The organism is Mycobacterium sp. IDUB_39 (assembly GCF_055419205.1).
Genome location: NZ_JBVAXF010000003.1, coordinates 168,816 through 191,311 on the forward strand (window position 1 = coordinate 168,816; position 22,496 = coordinate 191,311).

The window sequence follows — 22,496 nt, forward strand, 5'->3', positions numbered from 1 at the left end:
GGAGCACACACAATGACAGTCAGTGACATCGCTGCTCGACTGGACACGGCACGCCACGAACGCCTGGCCATCGCGCCATTCAGCGATGCCGATCCCGGATTCGAACTCGAGCTGGGCTATCGCGTCCAACACCACCGTCGTCTAGGCCGCCCGCTCGCAGGCTGGAAGCTGGGGTTGACCGCACAAGTCAAACAGCGCCAAGTCGGCGTCGAGACCCCGCTGTACGGATTTCTCGACGCCGCAGATCGCCTGAGCATGGGCCAACCGCTACCCATCGACACGCTGATCGCACCGCGAGCCGAACCAGAGATCGTCTTCATCCTGGGCGACGACCTCGCCGGACCGCACATCACTTCTGCCGACGTCCTCACCGCAACCGCAGCGGTGGCGGCCGGTATTGAAATCCTCGATTCGCGCTACCGGGACTACCGCTTCCGGGCGGCCGACCTAGCCGCCGACAACGTATCGGCCGGACGCTACCTGGTCGGACCACAACACCCACCACGCGGACTGAAACTCGATCTACTCGGTGCCGTCCTGACGAAGAATGGCGACATCGTCGCCACCGCGGCCGGTGCCGCTGTCATGGGCCATCCCGCCGCCGCGGTCGCCTGGCTGGTCCGCCGGCTGCACGATGACGGCGAAGAGGGGCTGCGCCGCGGTCAGGTCATCTTTTCCGGCGGACTGACCGCCGCTGTTCCCGTCGCCGCGGGCGACACCATCACCGTCGACATAGGTCACCTCGGCCGCATCACACAGATCTGCACCTAGCGCCGACAACGTCAGGAGACCACCCGTGCCCATCATCGACGTGACACTCATCGAAGGACGCCCGCCGCACGTATTGCGCGAGTTCGCGGACACCATCACCCGAGCGGCCCATGAGCTCCTCGAAGCGCCCGTCGAGTCGGTGCGCGTCATCGTCCGCCAGGTACCGCCGAGCATGTTCTTCGTCGGCGGCAAAGACCGCAGCGTTGTCGAGGGCCCTGCACCGCGCCTCGGCTCATCCTGAGGGGACGGCGTCGTTAGGCTCGCGAGTAGTCAGGGTCGCGGCGGGGTTGAACACGAGCGAGGTGTCCGGCTTCGCACTCGATGAGTACGTCGGACTACTCCCGAGTGACCCGCGTAGCTATGCGCACGTCATTCGCACGCAGGTCACCGAACCGCTAGGGCTCGATCCGGACAGGGTGCGGGTACCGGCGGGGGTCGGCGACGACCTCGATGCGGTGTGCCGCGACTACGAGGAGGCCATTGCCAAGGCAGGGGGGATCGACCTGCAGATCTTGGGGATTGGGCGCAACGGCCACCTTGGCTTCAACGAGCCGACCTCATCGTTCGCATCGCGCACCAGGGTCACGTCACTGGCGAGGAAGACGAGGCAGGACAACGCACGCTTCTTCGACACCCCCGACGACGTACCGCTCGACTGTGTGACACAGGGATTGGGCACCATCATGGATGCGCGTCGTACGTTGTTGATTGCGACAGGTGCGGCGAAGGCGGACGCGATGGCGCGCGCCGTGGAGGGCCCTGTCTCCGCATTCTGCCCGGCCTCGATCCTGCAGCATCACCGCGACGCGGTCATCGTCGTTGACGAGGAGGCCGCCGCCGGGCTCACGCTCGCCGAGGACTACCGCGACGTGCATGACCGTGAACGGCGGCTTGCACCCCGGCGAGTATCACTCTCGGCGCTATGACACTTTGACGTCACCGCGCAGCGCGTATCGCTATGGGGCGGCACGGTTGTGGTGTGGCTCGTAAGCGGACCGGCCCGAAGGTGCTCGGCACAAGAAAGGGAGCCTGCCGCTCGGGGGGTTCGCGGCAGGCTCCCTGGTCTTGCAGGTGTCAGGCTCGGGCTATGCGGCGCCCTGTGCTCCCAGCACCCGCTGGATATCGGGCTTCATCATCTGAAGCTGCTGACCCCAGTAGCCCCAGCTGTGGGTGCCATTGGGCGGGAAGTTGAACACGCCGTTGGTGCCACCCGCAGCGATGTAGTTGTCGCGGAAGGTGAGGTTGGTCCGCAGCGTGAACCCTTCGAGGAACTGCGCAGCCATGAGGTTGGCGCCAGCCGTGCCGGTGTCCAGATCCGACGGCGTACCGGTGCCGCAGTAGATCCAGACGCGCGTGTTGTTGGCGACCAGCTGCCCAACGTTGATCATCGGGTCATTGCGCTTCCACGCCGGGTCACTTGCTGGGCCCCACATGCTCTCGGCGTTGTAGCCGCCTGCATCGTTCATCGCCAGACCGATCAGCATCGGCCACCAACCCTCGGAGGGATTGAGGAAGCCCGAAAGCGAAGCGGCGTAGATGAACTTCTGCGGGTAGTAGATCGAGTAGGTCAGCGCGGTGCCGCCTGCCATCGAGAGGCCGACGACGGCGTTGCCGTTCTGCGCCACGCCCCGGTTGGCCTCAAGGAACGCGGGGAGCTCCTGGGTCAGGAACGTCTCCCACTTGTAGGTGTAGTCCTGGCCGTTGCCCTGCGACGGCCGGTACCAGTCGGTGTAGAAGCTGGACTGACCACCGACGGGCATCACCGTCGAGAGACCGGACTCGTAGTACCACTCGAACGCCGGGGTGTTGATGTCCCAGCCGTTGAAGTCGTCCTGTGCGCGCAGACCGTCCAACAGGTAGACGGCATGCGGGCCGCCACCCTGGAACTGCACCCGGATATTGCGGTTCATCGACGGGGAGAACACGTCGAGGTACTCCACCGGGAGCCCCGGCCGCGAGAATGCTCCTGCCGTTGCCGAACCCCCCGCGAAGCCAATCAGTGCGGGTAGCACAGCTGCTGTGACTGCGAGCACCGCCAGCCGTCGCAACCACGCTCCACGAATCTTTCTGACGTACTTCATAACGGTCACCGACCTGCCTCTCCTTCTGTCGCATAAGGCAATCGCCGTTGCCTTGTGAGCGTCAGTGAATCACGTCGATGTAATCCGTTCCGGGTGCCAACACCGAGAAATGACATCGCGGTTGGCTAACGATTCCGACTCGGCGCCGAGACCCCAGGAGCGGATCTAGCGTGTGACCTGTGTGAATGAAGTGATTGTTGTGACTAGGGCTGGCCGGGCGACGCGCCGCGTGTCACGCGGTGCAGCTGAGTGACGTGGCGTGGCTCCAACTCGTCCAACGAGGTCACGCCAAGAAGCCGCATTGTCCTGCTGACCTGCGAGGACAGAATCTCGATGGCACGGTCCACACCAGCCTCGCCGCCGGCCATCAAGCCGTACAGGTAGGCGCGCCCAACCAGCGTGAAGCGGGCGCCGAGCGCAATGGCCGCGACGATATCGGCCCCAGACATCACTCCGGTGTCCAGCAAAACCTCACAGGAGCTGCCGACCTCCCGCGCGACGCTCGGCAGCAGATGAAACGGCACCGGTGCGCGGTCGAGCTGACGCCCACCGTGATTCGACAGCACGATACCGTCGACGCCGAGGTCGACCACCGCTCTCGCGTCGTCGAGAGTCTGAATGCCCTTGACCACCAATCGATTCGGCCACTGGTCCTTTATCCAGGCGAGATCCTCGAACGTCATCGTGGGATCGAAAGCGCTGTCCAGGTACTCCGCAACGGTTCCCGGCAGCCGGTCCAGCGAGGCGAACGACAGGGGTTCGGTGGTCAGCAGGTCGATCCACCACCGCGGGTGCGGTATCGCATCGGCCACCGTGCGCAACGTCAACGTCGGGGGTATCGACATACCGTTTCGTGTATCGCGCAGCCGTGCGCCGGCGACCGGAACATCGACCGTGACGAGCAGCGTGTCGTACCCCGCGGCTGCGGCACGCTCGACAAGGGCCATCGAGCGGTCCCTGTCCTTCCACATGTACAGCTGAAACCAGTTGCGGCCATCTGGATTCGCGGCCGCGACGTCCTCGATCGATGCCGTCCCCAACGTGGACAGTGAGAACGGGATACCCGCTCGGGCCGCCGCGTGGGCACCCGCGATCTCCCCCTCAGTGTGCATCAACCGAGTGAACCCCGTCGGTGCGATGCCGAACGGCAGTGCGACGCGACCGCCCAATACGTCACGGCTGGTGTCGATTTCGGCGACGTTGCGCAGGATCGTCGGATGAAACTCGATATCGCTGAACGCCTGTCTGGCACGGGCCAGCGACAGCTCGTCCTCGGCGGCGCCGTCGGTATAGTCGAACGCCGCTCTGGGCGTGCGCCGTTGGGCGATCTGGCGAAGGTCGGCGATCGTGAGCGCCGCCGCCAACCATCTGGCTGTCGCATCCAGACGTGGCTTGCGGAACCCGATCAGCGGGGTCAGGTCACGTGGTCGTGGGATTCGCCGTTTCACGCCGACCACTCACTCCGCCGCGGCCGCCAGCGCACGCTGCACCTCTTGCTGGCGTTCCTCGATGGTGCGTCCGATCTCCTGCAGGAGAAGGGGTTTGCCCAGTACCAATTGCTCCATGTGCTCACGTTCGACCTGAAGCACCGTGACCTCGTCGACGGCGAACGCAGACGACGCCACGGGCTCGCGTGTCAACGCGGTCGACCCGATGAAGTCGCCTTCGTCCACGATGCGCACCGGGACGAACCCGCCGTCCTCGGTCGTGGCGATCAGCCGCACGCGGCCGTTGACGATGAAGGACATGTGGGTCGGCACCTGACCGCGGACCTGAAGACTCTCCTCGGCGCCATACCGGGTGATGCGCGCGTGGGGGAGCAGCTCCTGCTGATCGGTGTGGCTGAGCCGCAGGGTCGGAGCGATCACCCGTAACGACTTCTCCAACCGCTCCGGCGTCGCGAAGTCGTCGGATACGCCGTCCAGACTCAGTTCTGCGCGTCGTGATGCGTACCAGACCCACCGCAGGAACGTCGCTCGGGCGGCGCCGCCGTCGGCTGGGGAGTGCACCGGAATCGACGTCTTGTACTGGCCGGCACCGGCCACCGAACTAGATGGTGAGGCTCCCGGACGCAGCTGAGGCAGCCCTGAAGCCACCCGGACCAGCAGTCGGCACACATCGTCGGGGGGATCGTTCTGGTCGAACTCGGTGACCACCGAGATGGAGTGCTCGCCGGGCGGCCTGCTCAGGTTGGCGAACGAAGCGCCGGCCAACACGGAGTTAGGGATGATCTGCAGGCCGCTGCCGGTGTCGATGTGGGTGGCACGCCAGTTGACCTCCACCACGCGGCCACGTGCCGACGGTGTGTCGACCCAGTCGCCGATTTGGAACGGCTGCTCGAAGAGCAGCAGTAGGCCCGAGATGATCTGGCCTACGGAGTTCTGCAGCGTCAAGCCGAGGACGATCGACGTGATGCCGAGCGCGGTGAAGAGTCCGCCAACGTTGGCGCCCCAGATGTAGGAGAAGATGATCGCGAGCCCGATTGCGATGACAAGGAACCGTGCCACATCGAGGAAGATCGACGGAATCCGTTTGCGCCAGGACCCCTCCGGTGCGCCCTGGAACAGTGTGGCGTTGAGCCCGGACAGCACCAGCACGAGCACCACGAAGCCCAGCACCGTGGAGACGATGCGCACCGGGGTGGCTTCGGCCGACACCTCGGTCGCCTTCACGAGGAGCGTCAGCAGCGCCGCGAGCGGCAGGATGTAGTTGCGTACCAAACCGACGGGTTTGGCCAGCGCGCTGCCGCGGCGGGTGAGTGCCGCGCGCACTTCGGTGAGCAGTACCAACGCGATCGGCAGGCCGATCGCCACACCCAAAGCCCAGTAGAACCAGGAGGCATCCACGACGCTGGTCACTGGTGGCGCTCCGTGAGTCGCCAGATCCGTTGGGTCTCACCGGCGACGGTGACCTCACCCGCAGCTGCGAAGCTGCGGCTGTCGCGCATCGCGTCGTAGACATCCGATGTGACATACACGCCGGGCTGAGCCGCTCCACTCTGCACCTGATAGGCGAGATCGACTGCCGCGCCCCACATGTCGTAGGCAAGGCTGGACCGACCGACCAGCCCACTGCTCACGGTGCCGGTGTCGATACCGGCGCGCAGCTTCAATCCATGGCCCGACTCACCGTTGAACCGGTCGACGATCCGCTGCATCTCGATGGCGAAGTCGACCGTGCGCCGCACATTGTCGATGCGTGGCACGTTGAGCCCGCAGCTCGCCAGGTAGCCGTTGTGCAACGTCCGGACCCGTTCGATGCCAAGGGTCTCCGCGGCGGAGTCGAACTGGCGAACGAGCCGGTTCACGATGGCCAGGGACTCGTCAGACGTCAGGTCTGCCGACAGCTCGTCGAGTCCGACGATGTCGGCGAAGAGCACCGTTACGTCCTGGTGGTCCTGCGAGATGGTCTCCTCACCATCGCGATACCGCGCGACGACATTCTCGGGCATCAACGACAGCAGCAGCCGGTCGTTCTCGCGGCGTTGCTCGTTGAGCAGATCCTCCTTGATCGCGAGATTGCGGCTCATATCGTTGAAAGCGTGAGTCAGGTCGCCGAACTCGTCGCGGGACGTCACCGGAACCGTTGCCCCGTAGTCACCTGAGCTGATCTGCTGCGCGCCGCTCTCGAGACGGCGGATCGGACGCACGAACAACCGCGCGAGCAGCATCGACGCGATGCACACCGCGAAGATCATGGCCACGGTGGACAACACCAGCTTGCGGGTGAACGCCGAGACCGGCGCGAACGCCTCCGCGGTGTCGATCTTGGCGATGACGTTCCAGCGCAGTCCGGGAATGTCGGCGGGTGCATAGGCTTGCAGGGTCTCGTGGCCGAGGTAGTCCTCGGCGATCAACGTGCCGCGTTGCCCCCGCTGCGCCAGTTGGGTCGCTTCGGTGGGCACCGGCTGAACCAGCGTGGTGCCGCCTCTGTTGATCGCTTCCTCGGCGATGTCGGGTGCGGTGCCCGCATCGACCACGTCGCGCTTGTAGGCCTCGGGATCCTCGATGAACAACCGGGAGTCAGATCTCATCAGATCATCGGGCCCGACGATGAACGTCTCACCAGTCTTGCCCATGCCCGACTCCTCCCAGCGCCGGTCCATCGTCATCAGACGATTGATCTTCGAGATCGGAAACTGCAGAGCCAGTACGCCCTCGACATTGCCCTGTGGACCGACGGGTGAGGTGAACCATGCCGTCGGCTCGTCGGCCGGTGGATAGTCGCCGAAGTCGGTGATGCTGACGTGGTCGACGATGTTCGAGTCGAGCGCGTCCCGGTATGCCGCGGTGAGGTTGCCGCCCTTGAACGGACCGGTGTAGACATTCGTGCCGAGATCCACCGCCTTGTAGGCGCTGTAGACGACATTGCCCCGGGTGTCGAGCAGTAGCGCGTCCTCGAATTCGAACCGCGTGACGATCTCGCGGAAGAAGTCGTTGAACTGGGCGTTGGCGGCAGACCACGCGCTGCCGTCGCGGGCGTCGTCGAAGTTGATGGCGTCCTCCCAGTCCGAGAACGGTGCGGTGTAGAGGGCCTGGAGGTAGCGCTGCGCGTTCGAGGTCGGCACCAGTGCGTCGACGTCCAACTCGTCGCCGGTCTCGACCTTCTTGTCCTTCACGAACTGGTTGGTGTAGTAGTCGACGAGCGACTGCTGCTGTGCCGGATTGATGGGGGCCGCACCGAGTTGGTCGAATCCCCTCGTGAACGCCTCGATGGCCTGAGTCGCGGTGGAGCCGCGTGAGTAGACCACCAGCGAGTCCTTCAGGTCCTGAATAGATGCCTTCAGTTGCCGACTCTGGGCTTGCCGGGTCTCGGTCAAGTTGTCGAAGACCGCAGCACGCAAGGAATTACGGCCCGACTGGTAGCCGATGGCCCCCACGACGGCGGCCGACAGGACGCTCGTCACCAGGAGCATGACGAGGAGCTTGGACTGAATGCTCACCCTCGACAACAGCCGGCGACGACTCCGCTTCGCGGTGGTGGTCGAGTCGGGTGTCTCGATCTGGTGGACATCGTCGTTCGAGGTTGTCATCGATTGCAAACACTAGCTCGCAAGATCCCCTGATCTGGCCTAAGTCGGCGAGAACCCGCGAACATCGTCAATACTGTGATGTCGCATCAGGGGGCCAGGATCGCCCACCCGTGCGGTTCGACGTCGAGCGACTCGACGATGTCCTCGGGAGGTGCGCCGGAGCCGGCGAGGATGCGGGCACTGCCAAGGCCGATCTCCGACAGCGACATCTGCAGGGGTGCGTCGTCGAGGTTCAATGCCACCACCAGCGATTCGGCCGCCGAACTCGTCCGGTACACGTATCGGCTGTTGGTCAGCGACAGGGCCGTTGTTCGCGCCTTGTGCAACCACGGATGTCTGCGGCGCAGGCCGATGAGGTGCTGGTGCAAGCGGAAGGCGTCCTCGCCCAGGTGCTCTGCGTCCTGCGGGCGTGCGGGGAACTCCGGGCGTACGGCGTCGTCACCGCCGAACCGCTCCTCCTTGACACCGCGGTAGCCCCACTCGTCGCCCGCGTAGATGCTCGGTGTGCCACCGGTGGTGAGAAGTACGACCAGGGCGTGTGCGGCGTGGCGCGGGTCCTCGACCTGGCTGGCGATGCGGGTGACGTCGTGGTTGCCGATGAACGTCATGGGAACGAAGGTGTCGAGGAACTCGGCGTGCCGACGCAGGGCGTGGTCGAGTTCGTGGAAGTTGGCGTCGTTCAGGCTGCTCCAGATCGCCTTCCACAGCTCGTACTGCGTGACCGAGTCGAACGTCGCCGCCGAGACGGTACCGGCGTAGTCACCGTGAATGACCTCGCCCACGAACCAGGCGTCACCGAACTCCGCGCGAACCCGCGGCAGCACGCGCGCCCAGAATGCATCGGGCACCGCATAGGCCGCATCCAGTCGCCAGCCGTCGGCGCCGCGGCGCAACCAGTGCGACATGACGTCGACGACGTAGTCGGTGACCTCCGGGTTGTCGTGATTGAGCGTGATCAGACCATCGTGACCCTCGAAGGTGACGAAGTCGTTGCGCCGCTTGCGGAACCACGCGCCGTCCCCGCCGCTGACGGCATCCTGGTAGCGGGTGAAGTCGGTGCCGACATGGTTGAACACGCCGTCGAGCAGGATCCGCAGGCCGCGTCGGTGCGCCTCGGTGACGAGGTAGTCGAAGTCGGCGTCATCGCCGAGGCGGGGGTCGATCCGGTAGTGGTCGGTGGTGTCATAGCCGTGCGTGCGCGAGGCGAAGATCGGGCCAAGCGCGATACCGGAGGCTCCCAGCTCCAGGGCATGGTCGTACCAGTCGACGACGCGGCGTAGCCGGTGCTCGTCGGGCGTTGGCGGCTGATCAGCGGGGAAGGCGCCGACGAAGCCCAGTGGATAGACCTGCCACCAGATCGCGTGCTCGACCCACCCCGGCCCCGTAGCGGATGAGCGCTCGCGCGAAGACCCTGTCATCGCGCGAACTTCGCCGCATACAGGGACTTCATCTCCGCGGCGTACTCGGCGACCGGGCCTTCGGCGACCACGCCTGGGGCCACCGCCGAAATCGGCAGCGGTGCAACGGGGGACGGATCCGATCCCCACTCGGCGAGCCACTGGGTGAGCTGCGCCGAGCCGGTCGCGTAGACGATGCGTCCGAGGCCCACCCAGGCGTGCGCGGCCGAGCACATCGGGCAGTGTTCACCTGAGGTGTAGACGGTCGCGCTCGCCCGCTGTGTCGGGGTCAGGTGGCTTGCCGCCCAGCGGGCGATCTCGAACTCGGGGTGGCGGGTGGCGTCACCGCCCTGCACCCGGTTGTGATCCTCGAAGAGGATTCGCCCCTCGGCGTCCACCAGAATCGAGCCGAACGGTTCGTCGCCCGCCTCAAGGGCGATGCGGGCGAGATCGACACAGCGTCGCAGCCGCTTGAGATCGTCATCGCCGATGGCCACAGCGGGTGAGTCTACGCGGGCACTCGGGCCGGCGAGGGCTCAGCAGCAGCCGTCGGCGACTTCCAGCCGGCAGGCGCACGAGGCCCGGATCGGCGTGTCGGCGCGAGCGGCCGCCACCTCAAGCTGCCGTTCGATGATGATCGCCTCGTCGTCGCGGCCCAGCCGTCGCAGGCATTCGTGGTAGCCGTGCAGGCTCCACACGTTGCCCGGGTGCTGACAGCACCGCGCCAGCGTCGGATCCAGCCCGAGATCCTCGGCGTAGACGCGGGCGGCCTCCTCGACGTGCCCCTGCTCGAGAAGCAGCGCGCCGAGGGCATGTCTCGTTGGGGTCATCCAGCCCCACGGTTCGTCGTACGGGAGGTGGTCGTCGAGCGCTGTGGCCCGGCGCAATGACGCGAACGCCGCATCGAAATCGCCTTCCCGGTAGGCGATCTCACCGTCCAGCATGGCCGCGGCGACCGCCAGGATGTCCCGGCTGGTGTTGTTGAACAGGTAACGGCTGTCCGGGACACGCGCATAGGCGGCGGCGAAGGCCTCCCGTTCGGCCCACGCCTTGGCCATGTCCCCCTTGGCGGCGTGGGCGACGCCGCGGCCGTACCGGACGATCGCGGTGGTGGTGCAGTACAGGGCCTCGTCGAGGGGGAGGGGTTCGGCGATCAGCTCGTCCCACTTGCCGAACCGAACCAGAACGTGAATCCGCAATCCCACGAATGCCTCCAGCCAGTCGGCCATCGGCGGTGACTCGACGGCCAGCAGCTCAGGCGTCAGCTGTGCCGCGAGTTCGTCGGCGGCCTGCAGGGCGAGCCGGAACTGACCCTCGAACATCGCCGAGTAGACCACGAAGTGAAGATCGTGTGCGCGGTACAGCGAGTAGAAGTTCAGCGGCCCCTCCCGTTCGACGAACCGCCGATCCGCTTTCACTGCAATCTGATTCGCGATGATCGAGCTGCGATAGTCGCCGCACAGCACGTCGATGTGGCTCGGCATGTGCTGCAGATGACCCGCGTCGGGGACCAGACCGCGCAGCAGGTCGGCGGCGGGTAGCGCGTGCTCCGGGTGCGCCGACATCTCCATCGCGTGCAGGTAGAGATGCAGGATGCCGGGATGTTCGCGACCTGCCGGGGTGGCAAGCGCAGCGTCCAGGATCCGTACCGCCTCGACCACCCGGGAACCCGGGGCGGGATCGCCGGTCCCGGTGTCCCACAACGCCCATGCGGTGACGTTGAGCAGTGCGTCGGCCGCTAGCGTCTGGACGTCGATGTCGTCGGGATGGGCCGCAGCCAGCGTCACCATGGCCTCGGCGTAGCCGGCGTGCCCCGCGGTGAGCGCGGCGGCGTCGGCGGGATCAGCGGTGGGGAAGCGGGCCGACAGCGCCTCGATCAGCTCGAGTTCGAGCGCTGTGGCCCGGCCCCTGCTGGCCTGATCCAGCTCGTCGCGTGCCCGGGCCAACGAGTCGGCCAGGTCGACGGGGTCGAAGGCCTCCCAGGCCTTGTTGTAGTTCGGGCCGACCGCATACGCGATGCCCCAGCGCGCAATGGCCAGGCCGGGGTCCAGCGCCAGGGCACGCTCGAAACACCGGATCGACTCCTCGTGGTTGAACGCGTACGCCCAGACCATGCCGCGGTCGAACCACACCTGCGCCTCGGGTGAGGTGGTGTCAACCGGTCGGTGATGCGACCCGAGGTCGTAGTACGGCTCCATCTCGATCGGTGCTGCTGTGATCGTCATGAGTCGCACGATAATTCAGCGCTGACCGCAGCGCGCCCGATCGGACTACGGCGGAACCGCCGGCGAGCAGGCATCCGACGGCTGCCCAGCAAAGGAGCGTGACCAGCGGTGTCATCGCGCCGTTGCCGCCGAAGTACTGGACGCTGCGCAACAGTGCGACTCCGGAGCCCTGCGGCACGACGGCGTTGAGCGCGGTGTAGAAGCCCGACAGCAGCGGCTTGCCGACGGGGCCCGCTGCCGCTGCGTTGCCGACGATCACCAGGAACATCGTCAGCACGGCGGATGCAACCGTCCCGAATGCGGCTGCGACACCGGTGACGGCGCCGCCGACGGCCATGGCGTAGAGGAACAGTGCACCGAACACCGACCAGGTGTGCCCGGTGAGCGCGCCGAGTACGACGTCGGTGTAGAGCGTGACACCCCCGGCGAGCAACGCCGCGAACGCGACGAGGCTGAGTGTGCGCCACACCAGCGTTGACGGCGCGTGCACACCGCCCATCATGCGGCCGAGCAGCGTGGCACCCACCGACGCGCCGATCGACAGGAAGATGACGGCGTAGAACACAACTGTGCCCTGCGGGTCGGCGGTCGTGCTGGGAGCGACGTCGGTGACGCTCGCGGTGAGACCGGCCTTCTGGGCGATGCCCCGACCGACGGTCTCCGCGGCGTTGGCGACGCTGCGACCGCCTCCGCCCGCGACGTAGACGTCCATGTGCCCGTCCGGGTTCACCACGAATGCCGCATCCGCCGTGCGCTCGTAGACCGCGTCGCGTGCGGCAGTCGCATCGGTCACCGGCGTGACCTCGAGGGTGTCCTGAGCCCGGATGCCGTCGACGACCTGCTGTGGGGCGGCCACCGCGACGGACAGATGGTGCAGCGTCGGCTTGGCGAAAGCGCCTGAGTAGCTGGCGATCATGGCGATGACGACGGCCGCCAGCGCCGCCATGACCAACGCCACGTTGCGGACGTCGGTACGCGACGGAGATGTCCCGGTCGCCGTTTCGGCGGCAGGGCGCGGGGGAGTGCGGTGCTTGCCCACGATGGACCTTTCGTCAGTTCATGGTGGCGGCGCGAGTGAGCAGTGCGTCGACGGTGTCGAGCGCAGCGGTCACCCTGCCGCGGAGATCGGTGGTGTGCTCGGAGCCCGGAGACTCCTCCATCCAGGACCGCAGAACCTCCTGGAAGCCGCCGACGAGGAATCGACTGACCGCCTCCGGCGAGAGACCCGGAATGGAGCCGACGACGGGCATGCCCTGGCGGGCCAGCTCCTCGCAGGCGGGCAGGAGTTCGGCGCGGAATGCCGCCACCACCCGTTGTGTCACCGCGCTGGGCACGACGTTGTGATACATCGCGCGGTGTTCGGCGGCCAGGTCGAAGATCCGCAGGATCCGTGACCGAGGCTCGCCGTCGATATCGGCGGTCGCGGCCGCGAAGGTCACGGTGAACGCCGAGGCGACCGCATCGTCGCGGTCGGTGAAGTGCTGGTAGAAGACCTGCCTGCTGACCCCGGCACGCGCCACCAGATCGGCGACGGTGATCTGGTCGACGGGTCGTTCATGGGCCAATACGAACGCCGCGTCCCGCAACAGGGTGCGGACGCGTTCAGCGCGGGGGTCCACGCTGTGCGTTCGTGCGGCCATGGGATGAGCGTAGGCAAGTTCGTAGACATCTGTCCACGAACTAGCGGATGATCTCGGCCACCGGTCGCGCCACGCTGTGACGCAGCACTCACCGCTCACCGCACACGAGAGAAGGCGAGGGAACTTCGTCGCGGTCTCGCTTCGTTGCGGGCTGGTGATCACCGTGCGAGCAACCCTGCCGGACCTGCCGACTCAAGCGAATCGACTCATTGATCTCGGGGTGCACCGCCTCATGGGATGGTCGGCGGACCGGCTGCGCGCCGCTGCCAAACCCGTTGGGGGACGGGCGCCGCTACTCGTCGTACACCCCGATCTGGTGCCAGCCTCGGCCCTCGCGCCGCTGGTGCGCCACGACGATAAGCCTGGGTTCGTGGTCGCCGACATGACCGATGTCGACGAGTTCACCTCGGTGGCGCCGCTACCTGATTCGCCGCTGTATCTGGTCGACGATCTCGATCGGGGCGATGACATGGCCAACTGGAGCCCGGACGAGGCGGCACCCGCCATCGCCTCGGCAGGCCGGACCGCCCTCACGCTGACCGAGGGCCTGCACTGGCTGCTGCAGCGCCCCGATGTCCTTGAGCGCGGGCACTGCTACATGACCATCGGCTCACGCAAGCGCAAGCCCACCGGCGCACTCGACACCCGAACGCCGGCGATCTGGATCAGCAACGGCACCGGTCGCGACGGCGCCGTCCGGCGTCATGCGCCGAAGGTGGGGTGGTGCTGGGCGGGTAACCGGCACACCTGGCTGGGATTCGCCTCGGCATCCAGCCGCATGCCGGTCGCGCAGCCGTGATTCGACACCACTGCTAGAACGTGTTCTAGTGCAGCCATGGTTGAGTTCACCGTTGACAACCTCAGTGCGGCAGAGGTCGAACGCCTCCGCGGTATCTATGGACCACTGGCCGAGTCGGTCCGCGAGCTCATCGACGCCACCATTCGCACCGAGGTCGACGCCGATACCGTCGCGACCGCGAAGGCCGAGATCGAGGCGGCCACCGCCAGGCTGCGCGACCGCCAGATCGACGGCCCCTACGGTGTGCGGATTTCGGAGAATGGCCTGATGCCCTGGGGGAACCCGGTGATCGGGCTGCGTAATCCGATCGCGCCGCCGCTGGTGATTCACCGCGCATCCGACGGTTCGGTGTTCTGCGACTTCCACCTGGGCGGCCCCTACGAGGGCCCGCCCGGGCATGTCCACGGCGGGATCTCGGCACTGGTCCTCGACCACCTGCTGGGTGAGGCGGCCAGCGACGGGGCATCGCCGCGCCTCACCGGCACCATCTCGATGCGCTACCTCCGCACCACCCCACTCGGCGATCTGCACGCCGAGGCGAGAATCGTTCGCACAGAGGGCATCAAGACCTACGCAGTCGGCCAGCTCTCGGACGCCGACGGCGTCACCGTGGAGGCCGAGGGGCTTTTCATCACGCCGAAGTGGGCCCGCTGACCGCTGTCCCCGCGCGATCAGGGCGCGCTGGGCGTACTCGCCGCGATCACCACCAGTTGATCGGTCACGGTCTCGATCTCGGCCGCCAGAATCCGTGCCCACGCATCATCGGCGGCCGCTAGCTCGGCACGCGCACGATCGGTGGCCACCGTCAGCGCGGCGACATCGACCGTCCACGTCGAACCCGCGGTCTGCGGGTCGCCGCGCAGGGCAGCGACATACTCGTCCACGGTGTTGATCAGGTCGTGACTGAACTCGGCGGGACGATGCGGGGGCAGGCTCTCCTCGAGCGCTGCGCACGCCGCAGTCACGGCGTTGAGCCCGGCGCGATACTCACGCAGCCACCTGCGCAGGTGCCGCTCGTCCATGGCGCCGACGGCCGCCGCAGCCTCGAACGCAGCCCTGGCCCGGTATGCGCGCTCCCACGCCGCCGCAACGACGGCATCGGACCCATCGTGCACCGATGCCCCGATCACCGTTGCCGCGTAATCGATCTCGGCCTTGAGTAGTTCGCTGGCCCGCTGCTGCAGCCGGACGGCGGCCTGATCCGGCAGCACCACGTGCGCGAGCACCGCCAGCATGCCGCCGATCAATGTCGCGGCGACGCGGTCGCTGACCGAGGCAAGCCCGTCCACCCCGGCGATGTCGATGAGGAACACGATGGCGGCGGCCAGTGCCGCGCTCACCGCCAGATAGCCGATTGCCGATACCAGGTAGGCGACGCCGAGCAGGGCCACCGCAAGCGTGGCTGCGGCCATCCCGGTCGGATGCAACATCAGGGCGATGACCGTGGCGACCACGACGCCGATCACGTTGCCGCCGACGCGTCCCACACAGCGCGTGTAGGTGTGCGCGGTCTCGGGGCGCAGCACCATCACCACGGTCAGCGGGATCCAATAACCATGCGCCACCTCCGCGAAACGCGCGATCGCGACGCCGCAACCGGCGGCCACCGCGAGGCGTACGGCGTGCCGCAGTACCGGTGACTCCTTGGTGAGCTGTCCCCGGGCCATGGCGATCGTGTTGGCGAGCACCCCGAAGAAGTGCGAGCGCGGCAACTGCGCCAGCTCGTTGGGTCGCGGCCCGAACTCGTTGAATCGAAGTGTCGCGGCCTCGCGCAGTTGGTCGGAGAGTCGTTCCACGAGTATCGGTTCAGACTCACCCGTCTCGGCGGCCACTGACTCAAACCTAGTGATGGCGTCCTCGGCAGAGCCGATCTGCTTGGGCCGCGCGACGGCGTCCAACACCTCACCGGCGGCCGTCAGGATCCGAGTTCGGGCGTCGCCATCCGTCGTCCGTCGAGCGATCGCTGTCATGGTCGCCGCGATCCGTTCGGGCAACCGGTACCAGGCGCGGTACGCAACCGGGTGGTGGCTGGCCTGCCTGTCGGTGAGGGCGAACGCATCGCGCAAACCCTGCAGTGGTTCCTCGGTGAACTGGGCTGTGGGGTCCTCGGCGAGGCGGCGAGCGTCGACCGCCAGGGACACATACGCGCGAGTCAGCGCCTCGCGCTGGATCCGCCATCGCCGTCTCGGCCAGATCGCGATGAGCGCGGCCTGCGCCACGCCCCCCGCCACGGCGAGAGCGGCGGTGCCTCCCATTGCCGTCCAGGACGGTGTGATCGGCGGCGAGATGACCAGAAGGCCGCTCGCCGCAGCCGCGATCAGCCCCGGGTTCGAGCCTGCGGCCCACGTCATGCCGGCCCAGAAGCACCACACGGCGACGACGACCGCGAACAGCACCGAGTGCGCCGATGTCGCTGCACCAAGCAGCACCGCGACGCCCAACGCGAGCGAGACGCCGATGACCATCGGGATCCTGCCGCGTGGGCTGTCCCGAAGCGCGGTCGCACCGGCGATCGCAGCCGCGCCGGCGGCGGCCGTTGCCCCGGCGGCACCCACTGTGGACAGACCGACTGCGGCCACCACGAGGACACCCAGCAGACTGCGGATCACCGCGCCGGGGTCCGTCAGGTACTGCCTCCGGGCCAGGCCCTTGATCACGAGACCATTTCTACTCCACCGAGACGCTGCGATCCGGGTGCCACGTCTGGGTAGGTTCAACGAGTGGAAAAGTTGATGGTCACACTTCGCCGTTCGGTGGCCGATGAGTCGTGGTGCACGAGATTGCGTTCGCAGGTCGGGGAGGAGCTGCTGTCCCTCGGTCTGCCGGGTGTCGCGGTGAATGTGCGCGACGGCGCGGTGCGGGATTCGTTGATGACGCTGACGACGCTCGACCCGCCCGTCGTCGCGGTCGTGAGCCTGTGGACGCAGCAGTACTACGGCGAGGCGTCCCGAACGGCGCTGTCCCTGCTCGAGCGCGAGTGCGAGCTCAGTGCCGCCTATCTGGTGACTGAGTCGGTGCCAATGCCTCCTCCGGACGTCATCGGAGCGCGGACCGAGGGGCTGGCCAATGTGGCGCTGTTGCGACGTCCGGAGCACCTCGACCCGCAAACCTGGCTCACCCGTTGGCATGTCGATCACACCCCGGTCGCGATCGCGACGCAGTCCACCTTCGGCTACACCCAGAACACCGTCGTGCGGGCGCTCACTCCCGGTGCGCCGCTCGTCTCCGCCATCGTGGAGGAGAACTTTCCGATCGAGGCCACCAGGGATCTGCACGCGTTCTTCGGCGCGGCCGACGACGCCGATCTCGGTGACCGGATGAACCGGATGGTGGCGAGCACGTCGGCGTTCGGGGCCAACGAGCAGGTCGACTGCGTGCCCACCAGCCGCTACCTCCTGCGCAGCCCCTTCGCCCCAGAGGTCGTTACATGACAACGCTTTCCGACGCCGTCGCGCTCGCAGCCGCCGACCAGGGTCTTGCCGTCGTGGCGACGCTGCGGGCTGACCAGACCATCCAGTCCTCACTCATCAACGCAGGGGTCCTGACTCATCCCACGACGGGCCAGCCCAGCCTGGCGTTCGTCACCTACGGCCGGGTCAAGCTCGCCAATCTGCGGTCGCGACCGCAGCTTGCCGTGACGTTCCGCGACGGCTGGCGTTGGGCGACCGTCGAGGGCACCGCCGAACTCGCCGGCCCCGACGACCCGAGACCGTGGTTGACCGACGACGGTCTGCGCGTGCTGCTGCGCGACGTCTTCACCGCCGCGGGCGGCACGCACGACGACTGGAACGAGTACGACAGGGTGATGGCCGAACAGCGACGCACCGTCGTCTTGATCGCACCCACGCGGGTCTACAGCAATGGTTGACCCTTACGCTTCAGACGTGCTCGTGCAGACCGGTGACGCCAACGGCGTCCGCACCCTGACCCTGAATCGGCCCGAGGCGCTCAACGCCTTCAACGAGGCGCTCTACGACGCGACCACCATCGCGTTGCTGGCGGCCGACGAGGATCCGTCGGTCGCGGTGATCCTGTTGACCGGCGCCGGCCGGGCGTTCTCCGCAGGCAACGACCTGCTCGAGATGCAGGCGCGAATCACCGACCCGGACTTCCAGCAGGGCGAGCATGGGTTTCCGGGGCTGATCAGGACGCTCACGGCGCTGCGCAAGCCGCTGATCCTGGCGGTCAATGGTCTCGGCGTCGGTATCGGGGCGACGATCCTCGGCTACGCGGACCTCGTCTTCATGTCCTCGACCGCACGCCTCAAGTGCCCGTTCACCAGCCTCGGCGTGGCACCGGAGGCGGCGTCGTCATATCTGCTGCCGCAGCTGATCGGCAGGCAGAACGCGGCCTGGATGTTGATGTCCTCGGAATGGGTGCACGCGGAGGAGGCCCTGCGGATGGGGCTCGCGTGGAAGGTGTGCGAGCCCGACGATCTACTGGGCGAGGCGGGCAGGCACGCGGAAGTCCTTGCCTCCCGGTCGATTCCCAGCCTCATGGCGGTGAAGCAGACGATCGTTGACCCCACTCGCGCCGAGATCACCGCAGCAGCGGCACGCGAGTACGCGTTGTTCGAGGTCTTGCTCGGCGCATCCGCCAACGTCGATGCGCTATCGGAGTTCTCCGGCCGGCGCAAGGGCTCGGACTGACCTACCCGACTGCGCGGCGGGAGCAGGCCAACGCGGCCTGCCTGGGACAGCCCTGCACCTGAACTGCATCAATGATGGCGCGGACGGTACGGCGGCAGCGCCCGCAGTCGGAACCCGCACCGCACGCCTCGGCGATCTGCTTGGAGGTGCACGCGCCGGATGCGGCGAGGTCGGCGACCACCTGACTGGTCACACCGTTACAGAGGCAGACGAACATCAGAGCACCCGCCCCGGTACGGCAATCACGCGAGTGCGGCTTTCGGCGCGTAACGCAGAAATGCGATCGCTGCGGGGCTCGCCCCCGAATGGCTGACCGTTGGTTCAACCCGGTGAATTGAGGTCGAGACAATTAGCCGGGAATGGGACGGGGCGGGATTGTGGCCGGCACGGTAATTCGTCGATTCACGAACGCCTTCGGGTCGACGAGTCGCAGCCGAAATGAGCGATTGAATACGCTGATCGCTCATCACTTCCGCCTCGTAATCGAAGGCGCTCAGCCGTACGGCGGAGCCCCGCTGCCAGTATGTTAGTGCAGTCTAACCTTACTAAGGGCAGCCAGTCCATCATAGGTGGCCAGATAAGGTTCGCCTCACCAAAGACATGGGTAAACGGGGGACCGGACACGCCGAGGGGTGCCAAGTTTCGATCGCCGACGACGGCCTCCTGGACTAAGTTGGGGAGTGTTCGACAGCCACGAACAACCCATGACACGCGGTCGGCCAGTCCGCTGCCCAAGGAGCGATCATGCAAGGCGATCCAGAAATTCTGAAACTGCTCAATGAGCAATTGACGAGCGAACTCACCGCCATCAATCAATACTTTCTGCATTCCAAGATGCAGGACAATTGGGGCTTCACCGAATTAGCGAGTCATACCCGCGCGGAATCATTCGATGAAATGCGTCACGCCGAGGCGATTACCGATCGAATTCTGCTTCTCGATGGGCTGCCGAACTACCAGCGGCTCTTCTCGCTGCGGGTCGGGCAGACGCTCCGCGAGCAGTTCGAGGCCGACCTGGCGATCGAGTACGAGGTCCTTGAGCGCCTCAAGCCCGCGATCACGCTGTGCCGCTCCAAGGAAGACCCCACCACTGCGAACCTCTTCGAGTCGATTGTCGCCGACGAGGAGAGTCACGTCGATTACCTCGAGACCCAGCTAGAGCTGATGGACAAGCTCGGTGTGGAGCTGTACTCGGCGCAGTGCGTCTCACGTCCGCCGAAGTAGCGCTGTAACTTTTGTAGCCTATCTAACGATATCGTGGTGGGCGCTCTGAGCGCCAGCAACGACGTTCGAGAGGCTTTCATGACGAGTTCCGCACCGAGTGCGGTCGCGGACCCCGAGTCCGCGGCCGCGCTCCTCAGTCCGCAGCGACGCAACCTCATATTCGTCGCGGTCCTGCTCGGCATGCTGCTCGCGGCACTGGACCAGACGATCGTCGCCACCGCACTTCCGACCGTAGTCGCCGATCTCGGCGGCGCCGGCCATCAAGCGTGGGTGGTGACCAGCTACCTGCTCGCCTCGACCATCGCCACCGTCGTCGTCGGAAAGCTCGGCGACTTGTTCGGTCGCAAGATCGTCTTCGAGGTCTCGGTGGTGTGCTTCCTGGTCGGCTCGGTGCTGTGCGGACTGGCCGGGTCGATGTCGATGCTCGTCGCCGCGCGTGCGCTGCAGGGTATCGGCGGCGGCGCCATCATGGTGACCGCGATGGCGGTGATCGGCGAGGTCATCCCGCTACGCGATCGTGGTCGCTACCAGGGTGCACTCGGCGCGGTTTTCGGCGTCACCACCGTGATCGGCCCGCTGCTCGGCGGGTTCTTCACCGACCATCTGACCTGGCGCTGGGCCTTCTGGATCAACGTTCCGGTGGCGATCGTCGTCCTCATTGTCGGCGCGCTGGCGATTCCGTCGCTGGCGAAGGCCGCCAAGCCGGTGATCGACTACGCGGGCATCGTCCTCATCGGGATCGCCGCCTCGGGGCTCACGTTGGCCACCAGCTGGGGTGGCGGTGAGTACGCCTGGACCTCTCCGGTGATCATCGGCCTGTTCGCCGGCTCCATCGTCGCGCTGGCCGTCTTCGTCCGGGTTGAGATGCGCACACCCGAGCCGATCCTGCCCATCCGCCTGTTCGGCAGCCCGGTCTTCACGGTCTGCTGCATTCTCGCGTTCATCGTCGGTTTCGCGATGCTCGGTGCGCTGACCTTCCTGCCGACCTTCATGCAGTTCGTCGACGGGGTATCGGCGACCGAGTCGGGTCTGCGCACCCTGCCGATGGTGGTCGGGATGCTGCTGACATCGATCGGCAGCGGCAACATCGTCGGTCGGACCGGCAGGTACAAGGTGTTCCCGGTGGCGGGAACGGCCATCATGGCGGTGGCATTCGTGCTGCTGTCCCAGATGAACGCGACGACGCCGGCCTGGCAGCAGTCGCTGTACCTGTTCGCGCTTGGCACCGGTATCGGCCTGTGCATGCAGGTGCTCGTGCTGGTGGTGCAGAGTACGTCAACCTTCACCGATCTTGGTGTCGCGACGTCGGGTGTCACGTTCTTCCGCACCATCGGAAGCTCTTTCGGCGCAGCGATATTCGGCTCCCTGTTCGCCAACTTCCTGGCGAGCCGGATCGGCCCGGCACTGGTCGCGGGCGGCGCGCCACAGGCCGCGGCGGAGTCGCCGAAGGCGCTGCACGCGCTCCCGCCGGAGATGGCTGCGCCCATCGTCGAGGCCTACGCCAACGCGCTGGGCACGGTGTTCCTGTGCGCGGCGCCGGTGGCCGTCGTCGGATTCATCGTCTCGCTGTTCCTCAAGGAGATCCCGCTGCGGGAGATGGAGGCCGCGGCGGCGACTGACCTCGGTGAGGGCTTCGGCATGCCAGGCGCCGACTCGCCGGAGAAGATCCTCGAAGTCGCGGTCGGGCGGATGTTCCGCGACTCGCCCGAGATCCGTCTGCGCAGCCTGGCCCGTGAGCCCGGATGCGAACTCGACGTCGCACAACTGTGGGCCCTGCTGCAGATCTATCGACAGAACCAGGTCTTCGGATCGGCGACCCTGAGCGATATCGCCGAACGGCTCCGGGTGCCCCTCGAGGTCATCGAGCCCACGTTCGAGGGCGTCATCCACGATGGGCTGGCGCTCGGTACGGGTGGCAAGTTGTGGCTCACGCAGGCTGGCGCGAAACACGTGGAGGCGTTGTCGGCGGGAATCGTCGGACGCATCGTCGACAAACTCGCCCAGTCGCCGACCTTCGAGGGCATACCGGATCGCGACGCGGTGGACGCCGCACTGGAGCACATCGCCCATCGCATGCTGCTACAACGCGACTGGACCGACGACCGCAGAGAGTTGACCACGGCGCGCTGAGGAGAAATAACTAGAACGTGTTCCAGAAATAGGCCATCGGGCGTACTCTTTCGCCATGAGCCGAATCGGAGACTTCGCCGACGACGACGCAGTGGCATGGGTGACGCGCTCACCTGACATCGGTACCGCGATGGCCGGTTACACACACGCTGTCTACAACCAGAATCGGTTGCCCATGCGGGTGCGTGAGCTCGCGCGCATGGTCATCGCGCTGAACAACGAATGCGTCGTCTGCCAGAACACCCGGGACTCCGAGGGCATCGCCGCGGGTGTCGACGAGGATCTGTACGACAACGCCGGAGTGTGGCGAACCTGGCCCGGGTACAGCGACGCCGAGCGCGTCGCCGCCGAGTTCGCCGAGCGCTTCGCCTCTGATCACACCGGTCTGCGCGACGATGAGGACTTCTGGGACCGCGCTCACCAGCACTTCAGCGACGAACTGATCACCGATCTGGCCCTGTCGTGCGCGATGTGGCTGGGCATGGGCCGGATGCTGCGCACGCTGGATATCGGTCAGAGCTGCAAGATCACGCTGTAGCTCAACCGGC

22 protein-coding genes are annotated in these 22,496 nt (G+C 66.5%); 11 read left to right on the top strand and 11 right to left on the bottom strand.

Annotation, left to right across the window (positions count from 1 at the left end; all coding sequences use genetic code 11):
- Positions 1-12: 12 nt before the first annotated feature.
- Genes ACZY0X_RS12715 through ACZY0X_RS12725 form a run of 3 tightly spaced genes read left to right on the top strand, consistent with a single transcriptional unit; the run spans position 13 to position 1,697 of the window.
- Positions 13-771 carry a 2-keto-4-pentenoate hydratase gene (locus ACZY0X_RS12715; protein ID WP_463770872.1) on the top strand — a complete coding sequence of 253 codons (759 nt, stop codon included), beginning with the start codon at positions 13-15 and terminating at the stop codon, positions 769-771.
- Positions 772-796: 25 nt separating this feature from the next.
- The gene (locus ACZY0X_RS12720) at positions 797-1,012 is read left to right on the top strand and encodes a tautomerase family protein (protein WP_463770873.1); all 216 of its coding nucleotides are present in this window, start codon (positions 797-799) and stop codon (positions 1,010-1,012) included.
- A 46-nt stretch (positions 1,013-1,058) separates the two neighbouring features.
- Positions 1,059-1,697 (top strand): glucosamine-6-phosphate deaminase, encoded by a 639-nt coding sequence (locus tag ACZY0X_RS12725; RefSeq protein WP_463770875.1) that lies wholly within the window; start codon positions 1,059-1,061, stop codon positions 1,695-1,697.
- Positions 1,698-1,856: 159 nt separating this feature from the next.
- On the opposite strand, the gene ACZY0X_RS12730 is transcribed toward ACZY0X_RS12725, so the two are convergent.
- The 9 genes from ACZY0X_RS12730 to ACZY0X_RS12770 all read right to left on the bottom strand — a co-directional run bounded on the left by ACZY0X_RS12730 (position 1,857) and on the right by ACZY0X_RS12770 (position 13,146).
- On the bottom strand, positions 1,857-2,852 hold the full coding sequence (locus tag ACZY0X_RS12730; RefSeq protein WP_463771567.1) for an esterase family protein: 996 nt from the start codon (positions 2,850-2,852) through the stop codon (positions 1,857-1,859).
- Between the two features lie 203 nt (positions 2,853-3,055).
- The gene (locus tag ACZY0X_RS12735; protein ID WP_463770876.1) at positions 3,056-4,309 is read right to left on the bottom strand and encodes an alpha-hydroxy acid oxidase; all 1,254 of its coding nucleotides are present in this window, start codon (positions 4,307-4,309) and stop codon (positions 3,056-3,058) included.
- Positions 4,310-5,710 (bottom strand): mechanosensitive ion channel domain-containing protein, encoded by a 1,401-nt coding sequence (locus ACZY0X_RS12740; RefSeq protein ID WP_463770877.1) that lies wholly within the window; start codon positions 5,708-5,710, stop codon positions 4,310-4,312. It lies immediately after the preceding gene.
- Entirely contained in the window at positions 5,707-7,884 is a 2,178-nt protein-coding gene (locus tag ACZY0X_RS12745; RefSeq protein WP_463770879.1) for an adenylate/guanylate cyclase domain-containing protein, read from the bottom strand. Before ACZY0X_RS12745 ends, ACZY0X_RS12740 begins: the two co-directional genes overlap by 4 nt.
- An 86-nt stretch (positions 7,885-7,970) precedes the next feature.
- Positions 7,971-9,302 (bottom strand): alpha-amylase family protein, encoded by a 1,332-nt coding sequence (locus tag ACZY0X_RS12750; protein WP_463770880.1) that lies wholly within the window; start codon positions 9,300-9,302, stop codon positions 7,971-7,973.
- Positions 9,299-9,778, bottom strand: coding sequence for a nucleoside deaminase (locus ACZY0X_RS12755; protein WP_463770881.1), 480 nt, complete (start codon positions 9,776-9,778; stop codon positions 9,299-9,301). Before ACZY0X_RS12755 ends, ACZY0X_RS12750 begins: the two co-directional genes overlap by 4 nt.
- Positions 9,779-9,817: 39 nt before the next feature.
- Positions 9,818-11,506 carry a tetratricopeptide repeat protein gene (locus tag ACZY0X_RS12760; RefSeq protein ID WP_463770883.1) on the bottom strand — a complete coding sequence of 563 codons (1,689 nt, stop codon included), beginning with the start codon at positions 11,504-11,506 and terminating at the stop codon, positions 9,818-9,820.
- Complete coding sequence (locus tag ACZY0X_RS12765) at positions 11,436-12,545, bottom strand: ABC transporter permease (protein ID WP_463770884.1); 1,110 nt, start codon at positions 12,543-12,545, stop codon at positions 11,436-11,438. Before ACZY0X_RS12765 ends, ACZY0X_RS12760 begins: the two co-directional genes overlap by 71 nt.
- Before the next feature lie 13 nt (positions 12,546-12,558).
- On the bottom strand, positions 12,559-13,146 hold the full coding sequence (locus ACZY0X_RS12770) for a TetR/AcrR family transcriptional regulator (RefSeq protein WP_463770886.1): 588 nt from the start codon (positions 13,144-13,146) through the stop codon (positions 12,559-12,561).
- 163 nt (positions 13,147-13,309) lie between these two features.
- On the opposite strand from ACZY0X_RS12770, the gene ACZY0X_RS12775 reads away from it, so the two are divergent.
- Together ACZY0X_RS12775 and ACZY0X_RS12780 are read left to right on the top strand one after the other, a co-directional pair.
- On the top strand, positions 13,310-13,945 hold the full coding sequence (locus ACZY0X_RS12775; RefSeq protein WP_463770887.1) for a DUF5701 family protein: 636 nt from the start codon (positions 13,310-13,312) through the stop codon (positions 13,943-13,945).
- A 36-nt stretch (positions 13,946-13,981) separates the two neighbouring features.
- Complete coding sequence (locus ACZY0X_RS12780; protein WP_463770889.1) at positions 13,982-14,599, top strand: PaaI family thioesterase; 618 nt, start codon at positions 13,982-13,984, stop codon at positions 14,597-14,599.
- A gap of 17 nt (positions 14,600-14,616) precedes the next feature.
- On the opposite strand, the gene ACZY0X_RS12785 is transcribed toward ACZY0X_RS12780, so the two are convergent.
- On the bottom strand, positions 14,617-16,602 hold the full coding sequence (locus ACZY0X_RS12785; protein WP_463770890.1) for an FUSC family protein: 1,986 nt from the start codon (positions 16,600-16,602) through the stop codon (positions 14,617-14,619).
- A 63-nt stretch (positions 16,603-16,665) separates the two neighbouring features.
- Between ACZY0X_RS12785 and ACZY0X_RS12790 the strand changes: the two genes are divergently transcribed.
- Genes ACZY0X_RS12790 through ACZY0X_RS12800 form a run of 3 tightly spaced genes read left to right on the top strand, consistent with a single transcriptional unit; the run spans position 16,666 to position 18,594 of the window.
- Complete coding sequence (locus tag ACZY0X_RS12790) at positions 16,666-17,376, top strand: EthD domain-containing protein (protein WP_463770891.1); 711 nt, start codon at positions 16,666-16,668, stop codon at positions 17,374-17,376.
- Positions 17,373-17,813: a TIGR03618 family F420-dependent PPOX class oxidoreductase gene (locus ACZY0X_RS12795; RefSeq protein WP_463770893.1), complete on the top strand. Its 441-nt coding sequence runs from the start codon at positions 17,373-17,375 to the stop codon at positions 17,811-17,813. Before ACZY0X_RS12790 ends, ACZY0X_RS12795 begins: the two co-directional genes overlap by 4 nt.
- Positions 17,806-18,594 (top strand): enoyl-CoA hydratase/isomerase family protein, encoded by a 789-nt coding sequence (locus ACZY0X_RS12800; protein ID WP_241405179.1) that lies wholly within the window; start codon positions 17,806-17,808, stop codon positions 18,592-18,594. The genes ACZY0X_RS12795 and ACZY0X_RS12800 overlap by 8 nt, the downstream gene beginning before the upstream one ends.
- Before the next feature lies 1 nt (position 18,595).
- On the opposite strand, the gene ACZY0X_RS12805 is transcribed toward ACZY0X_RS12800, so the two are convergent.
- Positions 18,596-18,811, bottom strand: coding sequence for a (2Fe-2S)-binding protein (locus ACZY0X_RS12805; protein WP_241405180.1), 216 nt, complete (start codon positions 18,809-18,811; stop codon positions 18,596-18,598).
- Between the two features lie 527 nt (positions 18,812-19,338).
- Between ACZY0X_RS12805 and bfr the strand changes: the two genes are divergently transcribed.
- From bfr to ACZY0X_RS12820, 3 genes are all read left to right on the top strand, one after another.
- Entirely contained in the window at positions 19,339-19,818 is a 480-nt protein-coding gene (gene bfr, locus ACZY0X_RS12810) for a bacterioferritin (protein ID WP_241405181.1), read from the top strand.
- Between the two features lie 78 nt (positions 19,819-19,896).
- On the top strand, positions 19,897-21,948 hold the full coding sequence (locus tag ACZY0X_RS12815; RefSeq protein ID WP_463770894.1) for an MDR family MFS transporter: 2,052 nt from the start codon (positions 19,897-19,899) through the stop codon (positions 21,946-21,948).
- Positions 21,949-22,003: 55 nt separating this feature from the next.
- Positions 22,004-22,486: a carboxymuconolactone decarboxylase family protein gene (locus ACZY0X_RS12820; protein WP_241405183.1), complete on the top strand. Its 483-nt coding sequence runs from the start codon at positions 22,004-22,006 to the stop codon at positions 22,484-22,486.
- The last annotated feature ends 10 nt before the right edge of the window (positions 22,487-22,496 follow it).